At 66.3% G+C, this 18,676-nt stretch carries 16 protein-coding genes and 1 tRNA gene; 10 read left to right on the plus strand and 7 right to left on the minus strand.

What is annotated here, in order from left to right; translation table 11 throughout:
- On the minus strand, positions 1-619 hold a 619-nt coding region (locus ASE91_RS02090), incomplete at its 3' end, for a YggS family pyridoxal phosphate-dependent enzyme (RefSeq protein WP_056622199.1).
- A gap of 22 nt (positions 620-641) precedes the next feature.
- On the opposite strand from ASE91_RS02090, the gene ASE91_RS02095 reads away from it, so the two are divergent.
- A complete protein-coding gene (locus ASE91_RS02095) occupies positions 642-1,169 on the plus strand; it encodes a thiamine phosphate synthase (protein WP_056622201.1) in 528 nt (175 codons plus the stop codon).
- Here ASE91_RS02095 and ASE91_RS02100 read toward each other — a convergent pair.
- Positions 1,152-3,263 (minus strand): TonB-dependent siderophore receptor, encoded by a 2,112-nt coding sequence (locus ASE91_RS02100; RefSeq protein ID WP_235530259.1) that lies wholly within the window; start codon positions 3,261-3,263, stop codon positions 1,152-1,154. The two genes, ASE91_RS02095 and ASE91_RS02100, sit on opposite strands and share 18 nt — an antisense overlap.
- A 152-nt stretch (positions 3,264-3,415) precedes the next feature.
- On the opposite strand from ASE91_RS02100, the gene ASE91_RS02105 reads away from it, so the two are divergent.
- Complete coding sequence (locus tag ASE91_RS02105; RefSeq protein WP_235530260.1) at positions 3,416-4,486, plus strand: AI-2E family transporter; 1,071 nt, start codon at positions 3,416-3,418, stop codon at positions 4,484-4,486.
- A 181-nt stretch (positions 4,487-4,667) separates the two neighbouring features.
- On the opposite strand, the gene ASE91_RS02110 is transcribed toward ASE91_RS02105, so the two are convergent.
- The 4 genes from ASE91_RS02110 to crtY all read right to left on the minus strand — a co-directional run bounded on the left by ASE91_RS02110 (position 4,668) and on the right by crtY (position 9,014).
- Entirely contained in the window at positions 4,668-5,594 is a 927-nt protein-coding gene (locus ASE91_RS02110) for a phytoene/squalene synthase family protein (protein ID WP_056622207.1), read from the minus strand.
- Positions 5,591-6,172 (minus strand): TIGR00730 family Rossman fold protein, encoded by a 582-nt coding sequence (locus ASE91_RS02115; RefSeq protein WP_056622208.1) that lies wholly within the window; start codon positions 6,170-6,172, stop codon positions 5,591-5,593. Before ASE91_RS02115 ends, ASE91_RS02110 begins: the two co-directional genes overlap by 4 nt.
- Before the next feature lie 203 nt (positions 6,173-6,375).
- Positions 6,376-7,854, minus strand: a complete 1,479-nt coding sequence (locus tag ASE91_RS02120; protein ID WP_055998586.1) for a phytoene desaturase — start codon at positions 7,852-7,854, stop codon at positions 6,376-6,378.
- The gene (gene crtY / locus ASE91_RS02125) at positions 7,851-9,014 is read right to left on the minus strand and encodes a lycopene beta-cyclase CrtY (protein ID WP_055998584.1); all 1,164 of its coding nucleotides are present in this window, start codon (positions 9,012-9,014) and stop codon (positions 7,851-7,853) included. Before crtY ends, ASE91_RS02120 begins: the two co-directional genes overlap by 4 nt.
- A gap of 229 nt (positions 9,015-9,243) precedes the next feature.
- On the opposite strand from crtY, the gene ASE91_RS02130 reads away from it, so the two are divergent.
- From ASE91_RS02130 to ASE91_RS02155, 6 genes are all read left to right on the plus strand, one after another.
- Positions 9,244-10,056 carry a sterol desaturase family protein gene (locus ASE91_RS02130; RefSeq protein ID WP_056622210.1) on the plus strand — a complete coding sequence of 271 codons (813 nt, stop codon included), beginning with the start codon at positions 9,244-9,246 and terminating at the stop codon, positions 10,054-10,056.
- Positions 9,998-10,411 (plus strand): DUF2141 domain-containing protein, encoded by a 414-nt coding sequence (locus ASE91_RS02135; RefSeq protein ID WP_235530261.1) that lies wholly within the window; start codon positions 9,998-10,000, stop codon positions 10,409-10,411. The genes ASE91_RS02130 and ASE91_RS02135 overlap by 59 nt, the downstream gene beginning before the upstream one ends.
- 68 nt (positions 10,412-10,479) lie before the next feature.
- On the plus strand, positions 10,480-11,349 hold the full coding sequence (locus ASE91_RS02140; protein WP_056622212.1) for a MipA/OmpV family protein: 870 nt from the start codon (positions 10,480-10,482) through the stop codon (positions 11,347-11,349).
- A gap of 593 nt (positions 11,350-11,942) precedes the next feature.
- Positions 11,943-13,628 carry an ABC transporter transmembrane domain-containing protein gene (locus tag ASE91_RS02145; RefSeq protein WP_056622214.1) on the plus strand — a complete coding sequence of 562 codons (1,686 nt, stop codon included), beginning with the start codon at positions 11,943-11,945 and terminating at the stop codon, positions 13,626-13,628.
- The gene (locus ASE91_RS02150) at positions 13,612-14,697 is read left to right on the plus strand and encodes an efflux RND transporter periplasmic adaptor subunit (protein ID WP_056622216.1); all 1,086 of its coding nucleotides are present in this window, start codon (positions 13,612-13,614) and stop codon (positions 14,695-14,697) included. Before ASE91_RS02145 ends, ASE91_RS02150 begins: the two co-directional genes overlap by 17 nt.
- Entirely contained in the window at positions 14,694-16,133 is a 1,440-nt protein-coding gene (locus tag ASE91_RS02155) for a TolC family protein (RefSeq protein WP_056622218.1), read from the plus strand. The genes ASE91_RS02150 and ASE91_RS02155 overlap by 4 nt, the downstream gene beginning before the upstream one ends.
- Before the next feature lie 386 nt (positions 16,134-16,519).
- On the opposite strand, the gene ASE91_RS02160 is transcribed toward ASE91_RS02155, so the two are convergent.
- Positions 16,520-16,606, minus strand: a tRNA-Leu gene (locus ASE91_RS02160).
- Between the two features lie 135 nt (positions 16,607-16,741).
- On the opposite strand from ASE91_RS02160, the gene ASE91_RS02165 reads away from it, so the two are divergent.
- Both ASE91_RS02165 and ASE91_RS02170 read left to right on the plus strand, forming a co-directional pair.
- Positions 16,742-17,686, plus strand: a complete 945-nt coding sequence (locus ASE91_RS02165) for a complex I NDUFA9 subunit family protein (RefSeq protein WP_056622220.1) — start codon at positions 16,742-16,744, stop codon at positions 17,684-17,686.
- Positions 17,683-18,528, plus strand: coding sequence for an undecaprenyl-diphosphate phosphatase (locus ASE91_RS02170; protein ID WP_056622221.1), 846 nt, complete (start codon positions 17,683-17,685; stop codon positions 18,526-18,528). Before ASE91_RS02165 ends, ASE91_RS02170 begins: the two co-directional genes overlap by 4 nt.
- Positions 18,529-18,676: the final 148 nt, after the last annotated feature.

Below are 18,676 nucleotides of genomic sequence, written 5' to 3' on the forward strand. Positions count from 1 at the left end.
TCGCGCCGAGGGTGACGGCGGTCTCGAAATCGTCGGACATGCCCATGCTCAAGGCGGTCAGGCCGTGGTCGCGGGCGAGTTTGGCGGTCAGCGCGAAATAGGGGGCGGCGTCGAGGCCGGCGGGGGGCACGCACATCAGGCCCGCGATGGGCAGTCCGGCGGCCTTCGCTTCGGCCAGCAGCGCCGGCAGATCGGCAAGGGCGCAGCCGCCCTTTTGCGGTTCGTCGCCGATATCGACCTGGATGAAACAGGCGGGTGCGCGGCCGGTCTTGTCGATCGCTTTCGCCAGTGCCGCGACCAGCGACGGGCGGTCGACCGAATGGATGGCGTCGAACAGGCGGACCGCGTCCTCGGCCTTGTTCGATTGCAGCTGGCCGACCAGATGCAGTTCGATGCCGGGGGTAACGTCCTGCAACGCCGGCCATTTCGCCTGCGCCTCCTGCACTCGGTTTTCGCCGAAGACGCGCTGTCCGGCGTCGATCAGCGGCTGGATCGCGGCGGCGTCGCGGGTCTTGCTGACCGCGATCAGCGTCGTCGCGCCACGGTCCCGGCGCGCGATCGATTCGGCATGGGCGATCCGGTCGCGAAGGTGGCCAAGCGAGGTTGCGGTTTCGGTCATCGCGCGCGCTATAGAGGCGGTCATGCGTCGCCGCCACCCTTTGCCGAGCCGCTGGCTGATGACCGACGAGCGGCTGGGCGACGACATGCCCGCGAAGGTGGCGAAGTTGCCACGCGGCAGCGGGGTCGTCTTTCGCCAATATGCTACACCAGAAGGGAAAAGGCGGCGGATGTTTGCACAGGTGCGGCGGATCGCGCGGGCGCGGCAGTTGGTGCTGCTGGTCGCGGGGCCGTTCCTGCCGGGCGGCGACGGGGTGCACGGCCGAAAAGCTCGCAAGAACAAGGGGTTGGCAACGCGGCCGGTCCATTCAGTGCGCGAACGGATTGCCGCCGAGCGGGCGGGCGTCGATGCAACCTTCGTCTCGCCGGTCTTCGCCACCCGATCGCACCCCGGCGCGCGGCCGCTCGGGCGCATCCGTTTCGCGCTGCTGATCCGCGGCGCGCGCCTGCCCGTCATTGCGCTGGGCGGCATGACCGAGCGGCGCGCCCGCACGCTGCCGGGCATCGCCGGCTGGGCAGCGATCGATGCGTGGTCAGAATTTGGTGCGTAGTTCGACGAAGGCGGTGCGCGGTTCGCCGGGGAAATGGCCGGTCTGCGCGGTGAAGCCCGACGCGGCATAGACTTTGTCGAACAGGTTATCGACGCGCAGCATCAGTTCGGCAAAACCGAGCTGGTGCGTGATCGATGCGTCGAAGATGGTGTAGGGCAGCACCGGCTGTCCCGAGCGGCTGACCCGGCGCGAGACATGTTCGCCGCCGAACGCGAAGGCGGTGCGGAGCGGTGCGACCTGATAGCGGGTCCAGAACCCCAGCTTGTGCGCGGGCGCGTTGGCGAAGCGGTTGCCGATCGCGTCGGTCAGCGACTGGCCGGCGATACTGCCGGTGATGCGCGTATCGTTATACCCGTAATTGGCGAGCAGCACCCAGTCCGGCGTCAGGTCGGTGGTCAGATCGATTTCGAACCCCTTGCTCGTCACTTCGCCGATCGGGCGCAGCTGATCGACGCCGCCGACCGGGGGCAGGCTGGGATCGACCTGCAACAGATTGCGACGGACGATGCGGTAGAGCGCGGCATTGGCCTGTACCCGGCCGTCGAGCAGGCGCGATTTGACGCCGGTTTCGATCTGGTTGCCGGTGATCGGCGCGAAGGGGCCACCGGCGGCGGGCAACTGGCTGGCCGGTGCCTGCGGATCGAAGCCCTGCGACCAGCTGACATAGAGCGACAGATCGTCCCGCGGTTTGTAGATCGCGCCGGTGCGGAAGGTGACGTCGCTGTCCTCGTAGCGTGCGTTCGACGTGACCCGGTCGGCGGTGGCGACCCGGGTGCTGTCCTCGAACCGGTCGTAGCGGACGCCCGCGACCAGCAGCAGATGCGTGGTCAGGTCGATCTGATCCTGCGCATAGACGCCGAAGCGGCGCGAATCGGTATCGGTGACGGTGAAGGGCAGCGCCGTCGCCCGCAGCGCGTCACCATCGGACCGGCCATAGACCGGGTTGGACAGGCTGAGCGGGAGCACGCCAGCGCGCAGGATACGCGATTCCAGCCCGTTCGATTCGCGATACCAGTCGGTGCCGACCTGAATGCGGTGCGACAGGCCGAGCAGGGTCGTGCGCGCGGTGGCATTGGCCATGAACGACAGGCCGTCGACCGGGCGGACCTGATCGCGAAACTCGCGCAGGACCAGATCGGGGTTGGTTGCGCTCAACCCGCGCGGCTCGTGATATTGCTGCCGTTCGATCGAGCGGAAGCTGCGTACGCCGGCATCGAGCGTCGCCGCATCGCCGATCGCCGTTGCATAGCGCGCGGCCCATGCGGTCGAGGCGAGGTGGAGATCATCGCTCCTTTCGTTCGCGTTCCAGCCGATCGAGGTGCGGAAGCGTCCATTGTCGTCGACCAGCACCCCGCGCAGGCGGTTGGCGCGCAGGTAATTGTCATAGGTCGTGACCTGCAGCGTCAGCAGCCCGCCGGGATTGGTACGGATCGACAGGCCGGCGTCGCCGATCAGCGCCTTGTGCAACGTGTTGAAGCGAAAGGGCTGCATCGCTTCGTAGAAGCCGCCGACGCGATAGGATACGACACCATCGGCATCGATGCGGTTGGTCGCCTCCGCCGAGATACCGACCCGGTCGTAATTGCCGGCGGTGACGACGGTGCGCAGCCCGGCGCGGTCGGACGGCGTCTTCGACACATAGTTGATGATCCCGCCCGGCGCGCCGGGACCGAAGAACAGCCCTGCCGGTCCCTTCAGCACCTCGACCCGGTCGATGTTGAACAATTGCGGCACGGTGAAGCCGACGAAGGGATTGCCGCGCATTCCGTCGTAGAAGGATTCGTCCTGGCGAAATCCGCGGAAGGTGACACCGGCATAGCTGTACGCGCTGACGCCCGAGATATTGCGATACAGGTCGGTCGCGTCGCGTGCGCCCTGATCGGTGAACAGGTCGCGGTTGATGACCTGCAACGCCTGCGGAATGTCGAGCGGGTCCTGCGCCGATTTGCCGACGGTGGTGAGCGTGGTGCGATAGAGTTGACGGCCGCGCCCCTCGACCACGATGTCAGCGTCGTCGTCGGTCGCGCGTTCCTGCGCCGCGACCGGTCCCGCCACCATCGCTGCCGCCATCACCGGCATCCACCACCGTTCCACCCGCTTCCCCCTTTAATGCAACTCGGTCGCATTAGCTAACTACAGTTTTATGTGCAATCGTTTCGGATACGATCTTTCGAACGATCGTAACGGTATCGAACCGGAACGGTGCGCGGCCTCTGTCCGTTCACGCGCGAAAGGGGAAACCGATGATGCAAGGCGAAACGGAACGGCAGGGCCCAAGCTATGGCCGGGTCGCGACGATGACGGTGATGGTGCTGGCGATCGTCGGGGCGGGGCTGTTGCTGATATCGATGATGCGGCTGGTACTGCTGGTGTTTGGGGCGACGGTCATCGCGGTACTGTTCAGCGCGGTGGCGCGCCGTATCCAGAAATGGACCCGCCTGCCGCGCGGATTATCGCTGGCAGCAGCGATCATCCTGCTGCTGGGGATCGTGATCGGCATCTTCTATGGCTTCGGCGCGCAGCTGGTGCAGCAGTTCGACACGATCCGCGAACAGATTCCGTCCGCGCTGCAGGCGATCCAGCGGCAACTGGACGCATGGGGGCTGGGCGGGCCGGCGCGCGACCTGTTGTCGCAGGGCAGCAGCGATATGTCGACGATCATGTCGCGCGCGGGCACCTATGCCCTGTCGATCGGATCGGGGCTGTCGGACGCGGTGCTTGTGCTGGTCGGGGCGATCTTCCTTGCGGCCGACCCCGAACTCTATCGCCGCGGGCTGGTGAAGCTGGTGCCGCCAAAGGCCGAACCGGTCGCGCGCAAGGCGGTGGACGATGCCGCCGGGGGCCTGCGCGGATGGATGAAGGGCGAGGCGGTGGCGATCATCGTCGTCGCGGTGCTGACCGGCACCGGGCTGTGGCTGCTGGGGGTGCCCGCCGCGATCGGGCTGGGCCTGATCGCCGGATTGATGGACATCGTGCCCTATGTCGGGCCGATCATCGCCGGTCTGCCGGCGGTGATGCTGGCGTTTACCCATTCGCCGTCGACCGCATTGTGGACGATCGTGCTGTTCCTGATCGTCCAGCAGATTCAGGGCAATATCCTGCAACCCATCGTCCAGAAGCACGCCGTCGACGTGCCGCCCGCCGTGCTGCTGTTCTCGGTCATCGGCATGGGGCTGATGTTCGGGTTCATCGGCGTGGTGCTGGCCGCGCCGCTGACCATCGTCGTGTTCGTGCTGGTGCAGCGGATCTACGTGCAGGCGTTGCTGGGGCGCGACATCACGGTGGCGACCGACAAGGTGAAGGGGGAGGATCATTGAGGAAGCGGATGTTTCTGCTCTCCTCCTTCCGGTCCCCAGCCGATGCTCTGTCGTCACTCCCGCGCTGGCGGGAGTCCAGATGCGCCGAGATCACTGCTTCAGCACAAACATCAGCGGCTATGGATTCCCGCCTGCGCGGGAATGACGAACATTCTTTTGGATCGCTGAACGTCGGTCCGTCCTAGTTCGGGCGCGTCCAGAGCGACGGGTCGCGGGGCGTATCGGGGGCCGGGCGCCAGCGCGCCGCCACGAACGCGCGGGCAATCGCTGCGATCTTCTCGCCCTTCGACGTCGTCTGGCGCTGGTCCCATGCCGCAGGGCCAGCCGCCGCGACCTTGCGGGCAATGCCGCCATAGATGTCGGCGGCGGCCAGTACCGCCCATGCCGACCGCCATGGCAGGCGTGCCGCGCCGACCCGGGCGCTGTCCTCGTGAAGCGCCGCGCGCGCCGCCATCCGCCGCGCGAGCACCGCCACCCGATCGGGCGTCGCCATCGGATCGGCCGGGTCGATGCGCTGTTCGACCAGCCAGTCGCGCGGCAGGTAGCAGCGCCCGGCATCCGCGTCTTCGCGCACGTCGCGGGCAATATTGGCAAGCTGGAACGCCAGCCCGAGATCGCAGGCACGGTCGAGCGTGTCGCGGTCCTCTGCGGGCACGCCCATCACCACCGCCATCAGCCCGCCGACCGCGCCGGCGACATGATAGCAATATTGGTACAGGTCATTCTCGGTCACCGGTTGCCAGCCATCGGCGTCGAGCTGGAACCCGTCGATGACGTCGTACACCAATTGATGCGGGAGGCCGACTTCTGCCGCAACCACGCCCAGCGCGTCGAAGGCCGGATCGCCGGTCGGCTGCCCGGCCAGCGCCTGCGCCGTACGCTCGCGGATCAGCAGCAGGCGCGCGGGCGCATCGTCGAGCCGCTGCATCCCGTGCCCCATGTCCTGCCCGTCGGCGAGGTCGTCGCAGGCGCGGCACCATGCGTAGAGCAGCCAGGCGCGTTCGCGGGTTTGCGGATCGAACAGCTTGCTCGCCGCCGCGAAACTTTTCGAGCCGCGCGCGATGGTTTCGCGGGCGTGCGCGACGAGCTCGGCGCGTGGCGGGATCAAAGGTCTTTGCTGCTCATCTGGATGATCGGCATCACCGGCGTATGCGCCGCCATCCTGTCGAGCAGCGTGTCGAGGGTGTCGGCAACCAGCAGGATATCGCGGTGGACGGGGCGCATGAACCCGACTTCGGCCATCTTTTCGACGAAGGCGATCAGGTGGTCGTAATAGCCGGCGGTGTTGAGCAGGCCGACCGGCTTGGCATGATAGCCAAGCTGCGCCCAGCTCATCGCCTCCCACAATTCGTCCATCGTGCCGGTGCCGCCGGGGATGGTGACGAAACCGTCGGACAGGTCGGTAAACGCCTGTTTGCGCTGATGCATGGTGTCGACGACGTGGAGTTCGGTGAGGCCCTTGTGCGCGGCCTCCGCCTTGACCAGCGCGGTCGGGATGACACCGATGACGTCGCCGCCGGCCTCGATCGCGCCATCGGCGACCGCGCCCATCAGGCCGAGCCGCCCGCCGCCATAGACGACGCCGATGCCGCGTTCCGCAAGGGCACGACCGACGGCACGGGCGGAATCGATGTAGATCGGATCGGCGGGGGTCGCGGACCCGCAGTAAATGGCCAGACGCTGCATGGTCGCGAGCGGTAGGCGATCGGGGGGAGGGGGGCAAGCTGGCCCTGCTATGGCCAGACCTTATCCGTTCGGTTCGAGCAGCTTCGAGCCTGTCGAGAAGCGAATGTCGAGAACGCCCCGTTTGAGGCATTCCGTTCTCGACCGGCGCTTCTCGACAGGCTCGAAGCTGCTAGAACCAAACGGTTTCTACTGGTGGAGGACCGTCAGTCCTCCTCGCCCAGCATCAGCGCCGCCGTCGCCTTGGCACTGCCGACCACGCCCGGAATCCCTGCGCCCGGATGGGTGCCGGCCCCGACGACATACAGGTTCGGGATATCGTCGTCGCGGTTGTGCGCGCGGAAATAGGCGCTCTGCGTCAGGATCGGCTCCAGCGAGAAGGCCGAGCCGTGATACGCGTTCAGATCGTGGGTGAAGTCGCTCGGCATATAGCTGAACTTCGTCACGATCCGGTCGTGGATGTCGGGGATCAGGCGGCGACCGACCTCGTCCAGAATCCGCTTTTCGAGGATCGGGCCGATCTGGTCCCAGTCGACCGGGAACTTGCCGGTGTGCGGCACCGGGCACAGCGCGTAGAAGGTCGAATGCCCCTCCGGTGCCATCGACGGGTCGGTGACGGTCGGGTGGTGGAGGTAGAGCGAGAAATCCTCGCTGAGCACGCCATGGTCGTAAATGTCGGCGAGCAGCCCCTTATAGCGCGGTCCGAACAGGATCATGTGGTGCGGGATGCCCGGCCACGTGCCCTTGATGCCGAAATGGACGACGAACAACGACGGCGAGAAACGCTTGCGTTCCAGCCGCTTGGCCTTGCGCTGCGCGCTGCGCGATCCCGACAGCAGGTCCTTGTAGCTGTGCATCAGGTCGGCATTGGTCGCGACCATGTCGGCACCGATGACCACGCCGCTTTTCGTCGTGACGCCGGTCGCGCGGTCGCCGAGCGTGTCGATACTGGCGACCGGGTCGTTCAGGATCAGCGTGCCGCCCAGCTTCTCGAACAGGCGGACCATGCCGGCGACCAGCTTGTTGGTGCCACCCAGCGCGAACCAGACGCCGCCGTCGCGCTCCAGCTTGTGGATCAGCGCATAGATGCTGCTGGTCTTCATCGGATCGCCGCCGACCAGCAGGGTATGGAACGACAGCGCCTGCCGCAGTTTCTCGTTCTTCACGAACGACGACACGATCGAATAGACCGAGCGCCATGCCTGATATTTGACCAGCGCCGGCGCGGCCTTGATCATCGAGGCGAAGTCGAGGAACGGCACGTGCCCCAGCTTCACATAGCCTTCTTCATACACGCCCGCCGAATATTCGAGGAAGCGGGCATAACCGGCGATGTCGCCGGGATCGAGCTTGGCGATTTCGGAGCGCAGCAGCGTGTCGTCGTTGGTATAGTCGAAATTGGTGCCGTCGGGCCAGTTGAGCCGGTAGAAGGGCGACACCGCCTGCAGCGTCACGTCCTCCGCCATGTCGCGGCCGGTCAGCTGCCACAATTCCTGCAACGCTTCGGGCGCGGTGATGACGGTCGGGCCGGCGTCGAAGACGAAGCCGTCGCGTTCCCAGTAATAGGCACGACCGCCGGGCTTGTCCCGCCCTTCGACCAGCGTCGTCTGTACGCCGGCGGATTGCAGGCGGATGGCGAGCGCGAGGCCGCCGAACCCCGCACCGATTACGACTGCCGTCTTCACCCCTGTCTCCCCACCAAAGCCTGTACCGCACGTCCGATCGGTACCGGCGGTTTGCCTGTCAGCACGCGCAATTTGTCGAACAGCGTCGACCCGCCGGCGTAGAAACGCCCGACCAGTCCCGCATCCAGGCGGTAGAAGCGTTCGAGCACACGGTAGCGTTCCGCCGGTTCCGCCGCACGGAACAACATCGTCGCCAGCATCCGGTAGAATCGCCGCTGCCGCCACAGCGTCGCGGCATAATCATGGGTCAGCGTGTGCAACGCGCCGCCCGACCAGTCGCCGCTGTCGGCGACCAGATGGGCGAGGCGCACCGCATCGGGCAGCGAATAGCCGGTCAGCGGATGGAACAGCCCGGCGCGCATCCCGCCCTTCGCCACGCGGTTCCCGCCCGAGCGCCAATATTCCTCGAAATCGCCGCCCATCGCGACCGGCAGCACGCCGGTTTCGCTGCGACCGACCCGGGCGACGTTCCAGCCCTGCGCCTGCGCATAGCCGCTGATGCGCCCCGCCAGCAGCTGCGTGTCGATATCGGGGGTGTCGCTGTAATAGGTATCCTCGACGAACAGCGTCGAGGCGTCGAACGGCAGGGTATAGACGAAGCGATAGCCGTCGAGCTGTTCGACCGATCCGTCCATGACGATCGGCCGGTCGACGCCGTGCAGGTCGTCGGTAATCAGCTCCATCCCCATGAACTTCTGCCAGCCGAGGTCGAGCAGCGACACGTCGCCGGGACCGCGACAGTCGATCACGCCCTGCGCCTCGACCCGGTCGCCATCGGCGAGGACGACCGCGGTCGGGCTGGCCCCCAGCACGCGGACCGATGGCATCAGGGTTTCGCGCGACAGCGTCTGACGCAACACTGTATCGAGCCGTTCGGAGGTGATCGAATAATAGGCGGTGTCGAGCGTGCGGGCATGGGCGGGAAAAACGATGTCGTAGCCGCGCCACGCATGGGCGATGAGCGGGGCGACCAGCGCGCGATGATCGTCGGACACGTCGCTGCCGAAGAACGACCAGACATGGTTGCCGCCGAAATGCGATGCGCCCTCGATCAGGCGGATGCGGGCATCGGGTCGCCGCTTCGCCGCCGCCAGCGCGATCAACGCACCGGCAAGCCCTCCGCCGACGATGGCGAGGTCGCAGTGATGGATGGTTGGCATGGAACGGCCCTAGGGGAGGGCGGCAACAGTAGCAACGGCGCGCAGAAAATCCTCTCCGTGCGCGGGAAGGGAACCCATGCGCAGCATGGTGGAAGGGGGACCGCCGCGTGCGAAGCCGTTGTTTTCGTGGACGCCCCCCTCCACCATCGCCTTCGGCGACGGTCCCCCTACCCGTGCCGGGGAGGATCTTGGGGTGTCATCTGCCTGTGCAATCCGCTACAGCGGCGGCATGTCGATCCCGTTGGCTATTTTCCTGTCCGCCGTGGCGATGACGGCGATCGTCGGTGTCCGCTATCTGCTGGCGTCGGCCGGCTTCGCCTTTGCGACGCGCAGCAAGCATCCGGGGCTGTACCGCGGACTCGACGCGCAGATCGCCAAGGAAATCCGCTGGTCGCTGTTGTCCGCCGCGATCTACGGCGTGCCGGCGGGCATCGTCGCGTGGGGCTGGGAGCATCGCGGCTGGACCGCGATCTACCGCGACGTCCACGCCCATCCCTTATGGTACCTGCCGGTATCGGTGCTGCTGTACCTCTTTGCGCACGATACCTGGTTCTACTGGACGCATCGCTGGATGCACCGGCCGAAATGGTTTCGCATCGCCCATGCCGTCCACCATGCCAGCCGCCCGCCGACGGCATGGGCAGCGATGGCGTTCCACCCGATCGAAGCGTTAACCGGCGCTGTGGTAATTCCGTTACTGGTATTCGTCATTCCGATTCACACCGGCGCGCTGGCGTTGGTGTTGACGATCATGACGGTTATGGGGGTAACCAACCATATGGGGTGGGAAATGTTCCCGCGGTTCATGTGGTCAGGGCGATTGGGGGGCTGGCTGATTACCGCCAGCCATCATCAGAGGCATCATGAGCGCTATGGCTGCAATTTCGGGCTCTATTTCCGCTTTTGGGACCGGTTGTGCGGCACCGATGGCGGCCTCGGCGACTTCGAAAAGGAACGTGCGCGCGTCGCGCGGCGGGCGAATCGTGCTGGCGGCGCTGGCGCTGGCGACGCTGCCGGGGGCCATGCCGACCGGCACGCTTGACGTCCGTATCGCCGACCTGCGGTCGGCCAAGGGCGTCATCCGCCTGTGCCTGACCGCCGATCCGAAGAATTTTCCCGGTTGCACCGACGACCGCAATGCCGTCACCCGCACCTTTGCCGCGGCGGAGCGCGGCGTACGCATCGCCGGGCTGGGGCGTGGCGATTATGCCGTATCGGTGATCCACGACGAGAACAACAATTCGAAGCTCGACACCTTTGCCGGCATCCCGCGCGAAGGGTTCGGATTCTCGCGCAATCCGGCGATCCGCTTCGGCCCGCCTGCCTTCAGCTCGGCGGAGTTCCCGGTCGCGGGTGATGTAACCATGCAACAGGTGCGGATTCGCTATCTGCTATAGTATCCGCGACGGACCGAAGCGCGCGGCGTAGCGTTACGGCCGGGTAACATTTTCTCGGAGCTACGCCCTTGCGCGCCTTTCTTGCCGCCGTCCTGACCGCCGCCGCCGTTGCCGGCCCCGCCTTCGCACAGGAAGCGGCGACCCCGGCAGTGCCGGCATCGTCGCTGCCCAACACCGATACCGGTGCCGATTTCTACGTCGTCGGCCTCGGCGCGGCGGTGCTGCCCGATTACGAAGGGTCGGACGATTATTCGTTCAGCCCGGTGCCGGCCGCGACCGGTCGTGTGTCGGGGTTCAACTTCCTCCTCGCCGGCAATCGCCTCAGCGTCGACGTGATCCCCGATGGCATCGGGCCGACCTGGGATTTCCAGGCCGGGCCGATCGCGGTCGTGAACCTGAACCGCAATTCGACCAAGGGCATCGACGATGCGCAGGTCCGCGCCTTGGGCACGGTCGATACCGCGATCGAACTGGGCGGCTATGTCGGGTTGGGCAAGACCGGGGTCATCACCTCGCAATTCGACCGGCTGTCGGCATCGATCAGCTATCGCAAGGACGTGAGCGGCGGGCACAAGTCGACGGTGCTGGCACCGACGATCAACTATGTCACACCGCTGAGCACCAAGGCGCTGGCCGGCATCTTCGTATCGGCCGAACGGGTCGGGGAAGGCTACGCCGACAGCTATTTCTCTGTCACGCCGGGGCAGTCGCTGGCCAGCGGCCTGCCGGTCTATAACGCGCGGGGCGGGTGGAAGAACTGGACGCTGGGTCTGCTCGGCGGCCGGTCGATCAGCGGCGACCTGCGCTCGGGCTGGCAGCTGTTCGGCACCGTCGTCTATCGCAAGCTGCTGAACGATTTCGCCGACAGCCCGATCGTTGCGCGCAACGGGTCGAGCAACCAGTGGCTGGGTGCGGTTGGGGTCGCCTACAGCTTCTGATTTGGTGTCGGATCGGGCGGGCGAGTTCGGACGATGAGACATTTGCGAAAACACTGATTCCTGCTTCCCTGCCGTACCCCCGCGCAGGCGGAGGGGCAGGCCGTTGCCGCGGTAGGCGGGCAATACCCGCTTGCGTACCCCCGCGCAGGCGGGGGTCCAGGGTTCCAGGTACAAGCCGTTGTTCTGTTTGGCTCTGGACCCCCNCGCGGGGGTACGGCGAGTTTGCGGCGACGCTTGCGAGTTTCGCAGCGGTCCCGATGATCGCATTGCTGCGTTGCGTCGAACGGGAACGCCATCAGCTGCTATCGTCTCCTGCAAGTTCGGCATATCGGCCGGTACCGGCCGTATGCCGGCCAGCGTCCCGCCGGGCACCCGGTCCTGCCTTGCAGCACGGTTTGCACGATAACGACCGTCAACGGTCGTAACAGGCTGAAGCCCGCGCCCGTCCTGCGCCCAATGGTGCATAGCAACAATATTTAACAGTGCGTCCAATACCCAGACGGGATTTTCGACGTAAGGCGCGGCAGGGCGGTCTGGCGTCGGTAGCACGCGGCCATCGCGACCGGCCTCGGACGCGGGAATAGGGGTGTGTTTTGGCGACGCAACGACTGGGGTTCCGGGATGCGATCGGCTGGCTGTCGCAGATCATCGGTCCCGATTCGGCCTATGTACGGCTCGGCATCGTCTATACCGTCGCGATCAGCCTGCTGGCGCTCGCGACGCCGATCTCGGTGCAGTTGCTGATCAACAGCGTCGCCAATACGGCGATGCCCGCGCCATTATGGGCGCTGTCCGGGGTCCTGCTCTTGCTGCTACTGCTGGTGGTGGCGCTGAGTGCGTTGCGGGTGTGGATCATGGCGGGGTTCGAACGTCGCCTGTTCTCGCGGATCGTCGCGGAAGTCACGTTGCGCGCGGTGCATGCGCAGGACCCGTTCTTTACCGATGGCAATCGTGGCGACCTGTTCAACCGGTTCTTCGATCTGGTCGTCGTTCAGAAATCGGTCCCGAGCCTGGTGATCGGAGCCTTCACCATCGTGTTGCAGGCGGTGATCGGGCTGACCATCACCAGCTTCTATCATCCGGTCTTTCTCGCCTTCAACGTCGTGCTGGTCGCGGCCATCTTCATGGTTTGGCTGATCTGGCGGCGTGGCGCGATCGGCGGGGCGGTGGCGCTGAGCCATGCCAAGCACAAGGCCGCCCACTGGCTGGAAAGCGTCGGCGGGTCGAACGGCTTCTACAAATCGTCGCGCCATCTGGATTTCGCGATGCAGCGTTCGGAGGCGGTGACCGCCAGCTATGTCGACACGCATCGGCGGTATTTCCGGTATCAGTTCGCGCAAACGGTCGCGTTCCTGCTGATCTATGCCTTTGCCAGTGCCGGGCTGTTGCTGCTGGGCGGCATGCTGATCTTGCGCGGGCAATTGTCACTGGGACAGCTGGTCGCGGCTGAGCTGATCCTGTCGGGCGTCTTTTACGGCATTTCGCAGTTCGGCTGGTATCTCGACAGCTTTTACGAACTGGTCGCGAGTTCGGAGGAATTGTCGCTGCTGTTCGCCATTCCGCAGGAAACCACCGTGCGCGGCGACCATGGTCCGCGCGACGGTGCGGTGAAGCTGACCGACGTGGTGCTTGACGGTGCGCGCTATACGCTGGCGCTGGGGGCGGGCGAACAACTGGTCACCGTCGCCGAACCGGGAGCCGAGCGGCGGCTGGCGATGCTGCTGAAACGCCATGCGCTGCCCGAACGCGGGCTGCTCCGGATCGGTGGTGCCGATCCCGGCTCGTTCGACATCTACCGGTTGCGATCGGACGTGACGGTGCTCGACCGCTCGACCATCGTCGAGGCGACGATTCGCCAGTATCTCCGCCTCGCGTCCGAAGACCTCGACGAGGTGGCGATGGAGGCGCTGGCGACGGTCGGTCTCGAACGCCGCCTCGCCAGCCTGCCCAAGGGGCTCGACACGCAGCTGGGATCGACCGGCTATCCGCTCAGCGTCGGCGAGACGATGGCGCTGAAGCTCGCCAATGCGCTGCTGGTCCGGCCGAAGCTGTTGCTGCTCGGCCAGCTGTACGACCTGTTGCCGCCCGAACGGCTGGCCGCGGCGCTGCGGCTGCTGAAGGCGCATGGCACGACCGTGCTGCTGTGTACCGGACGGCCCGAGGATCTGGAACTCGACGGCTATCTCCATCTCGGCATGACCGAACAACGCCGATTCGACCGGCTTGCCGATCTGCAGGCCGTAGCCAACCGGGAGGGTGCAGATGACGCATCGGCCTGAACAACTGGCGCATTTCCGCACGCTGGCGGCGCTGCGTCCGCCGCGCGTGGCGGTGGCGATCGCGTGGATGCTGGTCGTCGGCATCGCGGCGGCGGCGGTCGTGTTGTTCGTGGTGCCGTGGGTACAAACCGCGCAGGGACGCGGGCAGGTCGTGTCGCTCGACCCTGACGACCGTGCGCAGGAGGTGACGGCGCTGGTGCCGGGGCGGGTCGAGCGCTGGTATGTGCAGGACGGGCAGCATGTCGGACGCGGCGACCCGATCGCGCGCATCGTCGACCTCGACCCCAATCTGCTGTCGCGGCTGGCGGCCGAACGCGCGCAGGTGTTGGCCGAGATCGCATCGGTGCAACAGGCGCAGGCCGTCGCGCAGATCGATGTCGGGCGGATGCGGCAGCTCTATTCCGAAGGGCTGGCGTCGCGGCGCGATTACGAACAGGCGCAGATCAAAATCGCGGAATCTGGGGCAAAGCTCGCTGAGTCGCGGGCCAAGCTGAACCGCATCGACGTGCAGCTCAACCGGCAGTCGGCGCAGCTGGTGCGGGCACCGCGCGATGGCCGTATCCAGAATCTGAACGCGGCGACGGGCGGTGCGCTGCTGTCGGCGGGGACCGTCCTTGCCGTCGTCGCGCCCGAACGGGTCAAGCGCGCGGTCGAATTGCTGATCGACGGCCGCGACGTGCCGCTGCTGCGGCCGGGGCGTCCGGTACGGCTGGAGTTCGAAGGCTGGCCGGCGATCCAGTTCAGCGGCTGGCCGTCGATCGCGCACGGCTTTTTCGACGGGCGCGTCCGCACGATCGATCCGAATGCCAATATGCAGGGGCTGTTCCGCATCCTCGTCGAACCGGCCCCCGGCAAGCCGGCATGGCCCGAACGACGCTTCGTCCGGCTGGGCGGCAAGGTCCAGGGCTGGGTCCAGGGCGAGACCGTGACCGTCGGGTATGAACTCTGGCGGCAGCTGAACGATTTCCCGCTCGAATTCGGCCAGACCGCGACCGACCAGACTTCGGGTTCGGCCGGCGGGAAGGAGGAAGACCGGAAGATCGCGACGAAGGCGGGCAAGCCGAAATGATCCGGTTCAGCCTCCTGTCCGCGCTGGTCGCTGCGCAGCTGTCGGTCGCGCCGGTCATCGCGCGGCAGGTCCCGCCGGCCCCCGTGCCCGCTACTGCACCGCTGACCCTCGACGAGGTGTTGCGTGCCTCGGCCCGCGCCGCGCCGCAGATCGTCGAGGCGCTGGCGAAGGTTCGCGCGGCGCAGGGGCGGGCCGTCACCGCCGACGGTGCGTTCGATACCGTGTTCGATGCCGAGGGCCGCTCGCGCGCGCTGGGCTATTATGACGGGACCTATGTCACCGGGCAGGCGACCCGTCCGCTGACCGGCAATGGCGGCTATGTCTATGGCAAGTACCGCGTCAGCCGTGGCGACTTTCCCGTGTACGAGGACGAGCAATACACCAACCGGCTGGGCGAGGCGAAGGTCGGCGCGCTCTATGCGCTGTTGCGCGACCGGTTGATCGATGAACGCCGAACCAGGCGTACGCTGGCGTCGGGGGACATCGACATCGCGCAGTTCGAGCGCGGTGCCGTGGCGATCGGCGTGCAGCGGCGTGCGATCGACGCCTATCAGAACTGGGTCGCGGCCGGATTGCGCCTGCGCGCCTATCGCGACCTGCTCGCCCTGTCGGAGAGCCGGCGCGGCGGCCTTGCGCGGCAGGTTCAGCTGGGCGCCCGGCCAGAAATCCTGCTCGCGGAGAACGACCAGAATCTCGTCCGCCGCCGCGCGCTGGTGGTCCGCGCGGAGGGCGATTTCGCGGCGGCGGCCAATGCCCTGTCGCTGTATTTCCGGGATGGTACGGGGGAACCGGTGCTGGTCGGTCCGGAGCGTCTGCCGAACGATCTCGGCGCGCTGACCGGCGTCGCCGCTGTCGCCCGTGCTGATTTCGCACAGCGCCGCCCCGATCTGCAGATGCTGCTGACCCGGATCGATCAGGCGACGGCGCGGCTGGCGCTGGCGGAGAACGACCTGCGCCCCCGGCTCGACCTGCGCGGCGAGGTCGGCAAGGATGTCGGCCCGGTAGGGCTGGGCGGATCGTCGCGGACCCCGCTGGAAACGGCGGTCGGCTTCCGCTTCTCGATGCCGTTGCAGAATCGTGCGGCCAAGGGGCGCATCGCCGAAGCGCAGGCCGAACTGGACGCCTTGTCGGCGCGCAGCCGGTTCCTGCGCGACCAGATCACGGTCGAGGTGGAGGGCATCGCGATCGGCGTCGGCGCGGCCGAGCAACTGGCGGTGATCGCTGAACAGGAGCGCCAGCTCGCCGAGCGACTGGCCGCAGCCGAGCGGCGACGGTTCGAACTGGGGTCGAGCGATTTCTTCCTCGTCAACCAGCGCGAGGAAACGGCGAACGATGCGCGCGTACGCCTGATCGAGGCGCAGGCGCGGATCGCCGCCGCCCGCGCCGAACTGGCCGCCGCTACCGCCGATCGTGGGGCACTGGGTCTCGTTCCCTGACGCACGAAGGATGCAAGGCAGAATGTTGACCGTTCGCGCCGACGGCCGGGCGGGACGGATAGTCACGGTCCGGCACGTGTGCGAACCGGGACCGCCACGGCCGGTAAGGCAACCGTTGTGCGGCGGGCACCGTCGATCCTGAAGCTGCGTCGCTCGTCGGGTACGATGCTTCGGCATCCCGTCCCGACGGGGCTTCCCCGAATCCGCGCGATCACCGTGTCGATGAGCCATCCCGATCGTATCTTGGCGGGGCTGTACTATCGCACCCGCCGCGAGCGCGACGGTTCAATTCGTTCGCATCGAGGCGTAGCCTGAAGGATCGGTCGGGGCAGTGTTCTCCGGGGATCGTTCTGGACGATCCCCGCGCATGTTCATGCTGTGAGAAATGGTGCCCAGAAGAGGACTCGAACCTCCACGACCTTGCGATCGCCAGCACCTGAAGCTGGTGCGTCTACCAATTCCGCCATCTGGGCACGGGGTAGGAGGGCGCCTCTACGGGGGCGTCGGGGGGGTGTCAACAACTTGTTTCGCGATTTTACGTTGTCCTTGCCGTTTGGATGCGGGAACGGCATGGGGCATGGCATACAGGCCAAGCAAAGGCGGGCACGATGAAGAACCAGTTGGTGACGCTGTTCGGCGGTGGCGGTTTCGTCGGCCGCTATGTCGTACAGGAATTGTTGAAGGCGGGCGCCCGCGTCCGCATCGCACAGCGCGATCCGCGCCAGGCGCTGTACCTGCGGACGCAGGGCGGCCTTGGCCAGACACAGTTCGTCGCGGCCGATCTGTCGCGCCCCGACACGCTGGCGCGGGCGGTTGCGGGTTCGGATGCGGTCGTGAACCTCGTCGGCATTCTCGACGGCGATTTCGACAAGGTCCATGTTACCGGTGCGCGCAACGTCGCAGAGGCGGCGGCAGCGGCCGGTGCAAAGGCGTTCGTCCAGATTTCGGCGATCGGGGCCGATCCGGCGTCGCCATCGGCCTATGGCCGGTCGAAGGCGGCGGGCGAGGAAGCTGTGCGCGGCGCCTTTCCGAATGCCACGATCCTGCGCCCGTCGATCGTGTTCGGGCGCGAGGACGGATTCGTCAATCGCTTCGCCGGCATGATCGCGGGCGCGCCGGCACTGATCGGGCGGCCGATCGTGCCGGTGATGGCAGCAGCGACCCGGTTCCAGCCGATCTATGTCGTCGATCTGGCGCAGGTAGTGGCAAAGGCGCTGGCCGATCCCGACCGGTTCGGGGGCCGGACTTATGCGATCGGCGGCCCGGACGTGATCTCGATGGGGGAACTCAACCACTGGATCGCGCGCGCGATCGGTCGTGACGTGCGCTTCGTAAAGGTTGCCAACGAACTGGGTGGCATGATTGCGGCGTTGCCGTTCACGCCGATCAGCAAGGATCAGTGGGCGATGCTGTCGCGCGACAATGTCGTCACCGGCGACGTGGCCGGGATCGATGCATTCGATATCCGCCCGGTCCCACTGTCGACGGTCGCGCCCGAATGGCTCGTCGCATATCGCAAGAACGGCCGCTTCAACAAAGTCGCCCGGATATGAGCAATGCGCAATCGTGGCTCGAAGCCGCGATCCTTGGGGTGATTCAGGGGTTGACCGAATTTCTGCCGGTCTCCTCCAGCGCGCATCTGCGCATTGCCGGCGCGTTCCTGCCGTCGGGCACCGATCCGGGCGCCGCCTTCACCGCGATCATTCAGATCGGGACCGAAGCGGCGGTGCTGCTGTATTTCCGCAAGGACATCTGGCGGATCGCGACGGCGTGGCTCGGCCAATTCTTCGGGAAGCGGACCGCGCACGACGCCGACAATGCCCGGATCGGCTGGCTGGTCATCATCGGCACGCTGCCGATCGTGGTGCTGGGGCTGTTGTTCAAGGACGCGATCGAGACGTCGTTGCGCAACCTGTGGTTCACCGCGTTCAGCCTGATCGGCTTCGGTATTCTGCTGGGCATCGCCGACCGGGTAGGGCGGCGACGCTGGGGCATCGACCGGCTGGGTTGGGGTAGCGGCACCGCGTTCGGTTTGGCGCAGGCGATGGCGCTGCTGCCGGGCGTTTCGCGCTCGGGCGGCACGATCACCGCCGGGCTGTTCATGGGTTTTACCCGCGAAGCGGCGGCGCGCTATTCGTTCCTGCTCGCGATTCCAGCGGTGCTGGCATCGGGTCTGTACCAGTTGCTCAAGACATGGGGTCAGTTCGGTCCCTATGGCCCGGGACCGACCCTGCTGGCGACGGGTATCTCGTTCGTCGTGGGATATGCATCGATCGTCGGATTCCTGAAGCTCGTATCGACACGCGGGTATATGGTGTTCGTGGTCTATCGGGTGCTGCTGGGTAGCGCGTTGATTATTCTGCTTTCCCAAGGGCGGCTCTTGCCACTTGGATAGGGCCGATACGGCCACGAATCGCCTAGTTAAGAATTGTTTGCATTAGTAATCATGGCTACCGTAGGTTATTAGGTCAACATTGGTTACCTATCGATCGTTTATTGCGTGACTTGGCCGGTCGAATATGCTTTCCAATGCGTCGGAGGGC

Origin of the sequence: Sphingomonas sp. Leaf62, assembly GCF_001421915.1 — a bacterium.
Lineage (GTDB): Bacteria > Pseudomonadota > Alphaproteobacteria > Sphingomonadales > Sphingomonadaceae > Sphingomonas.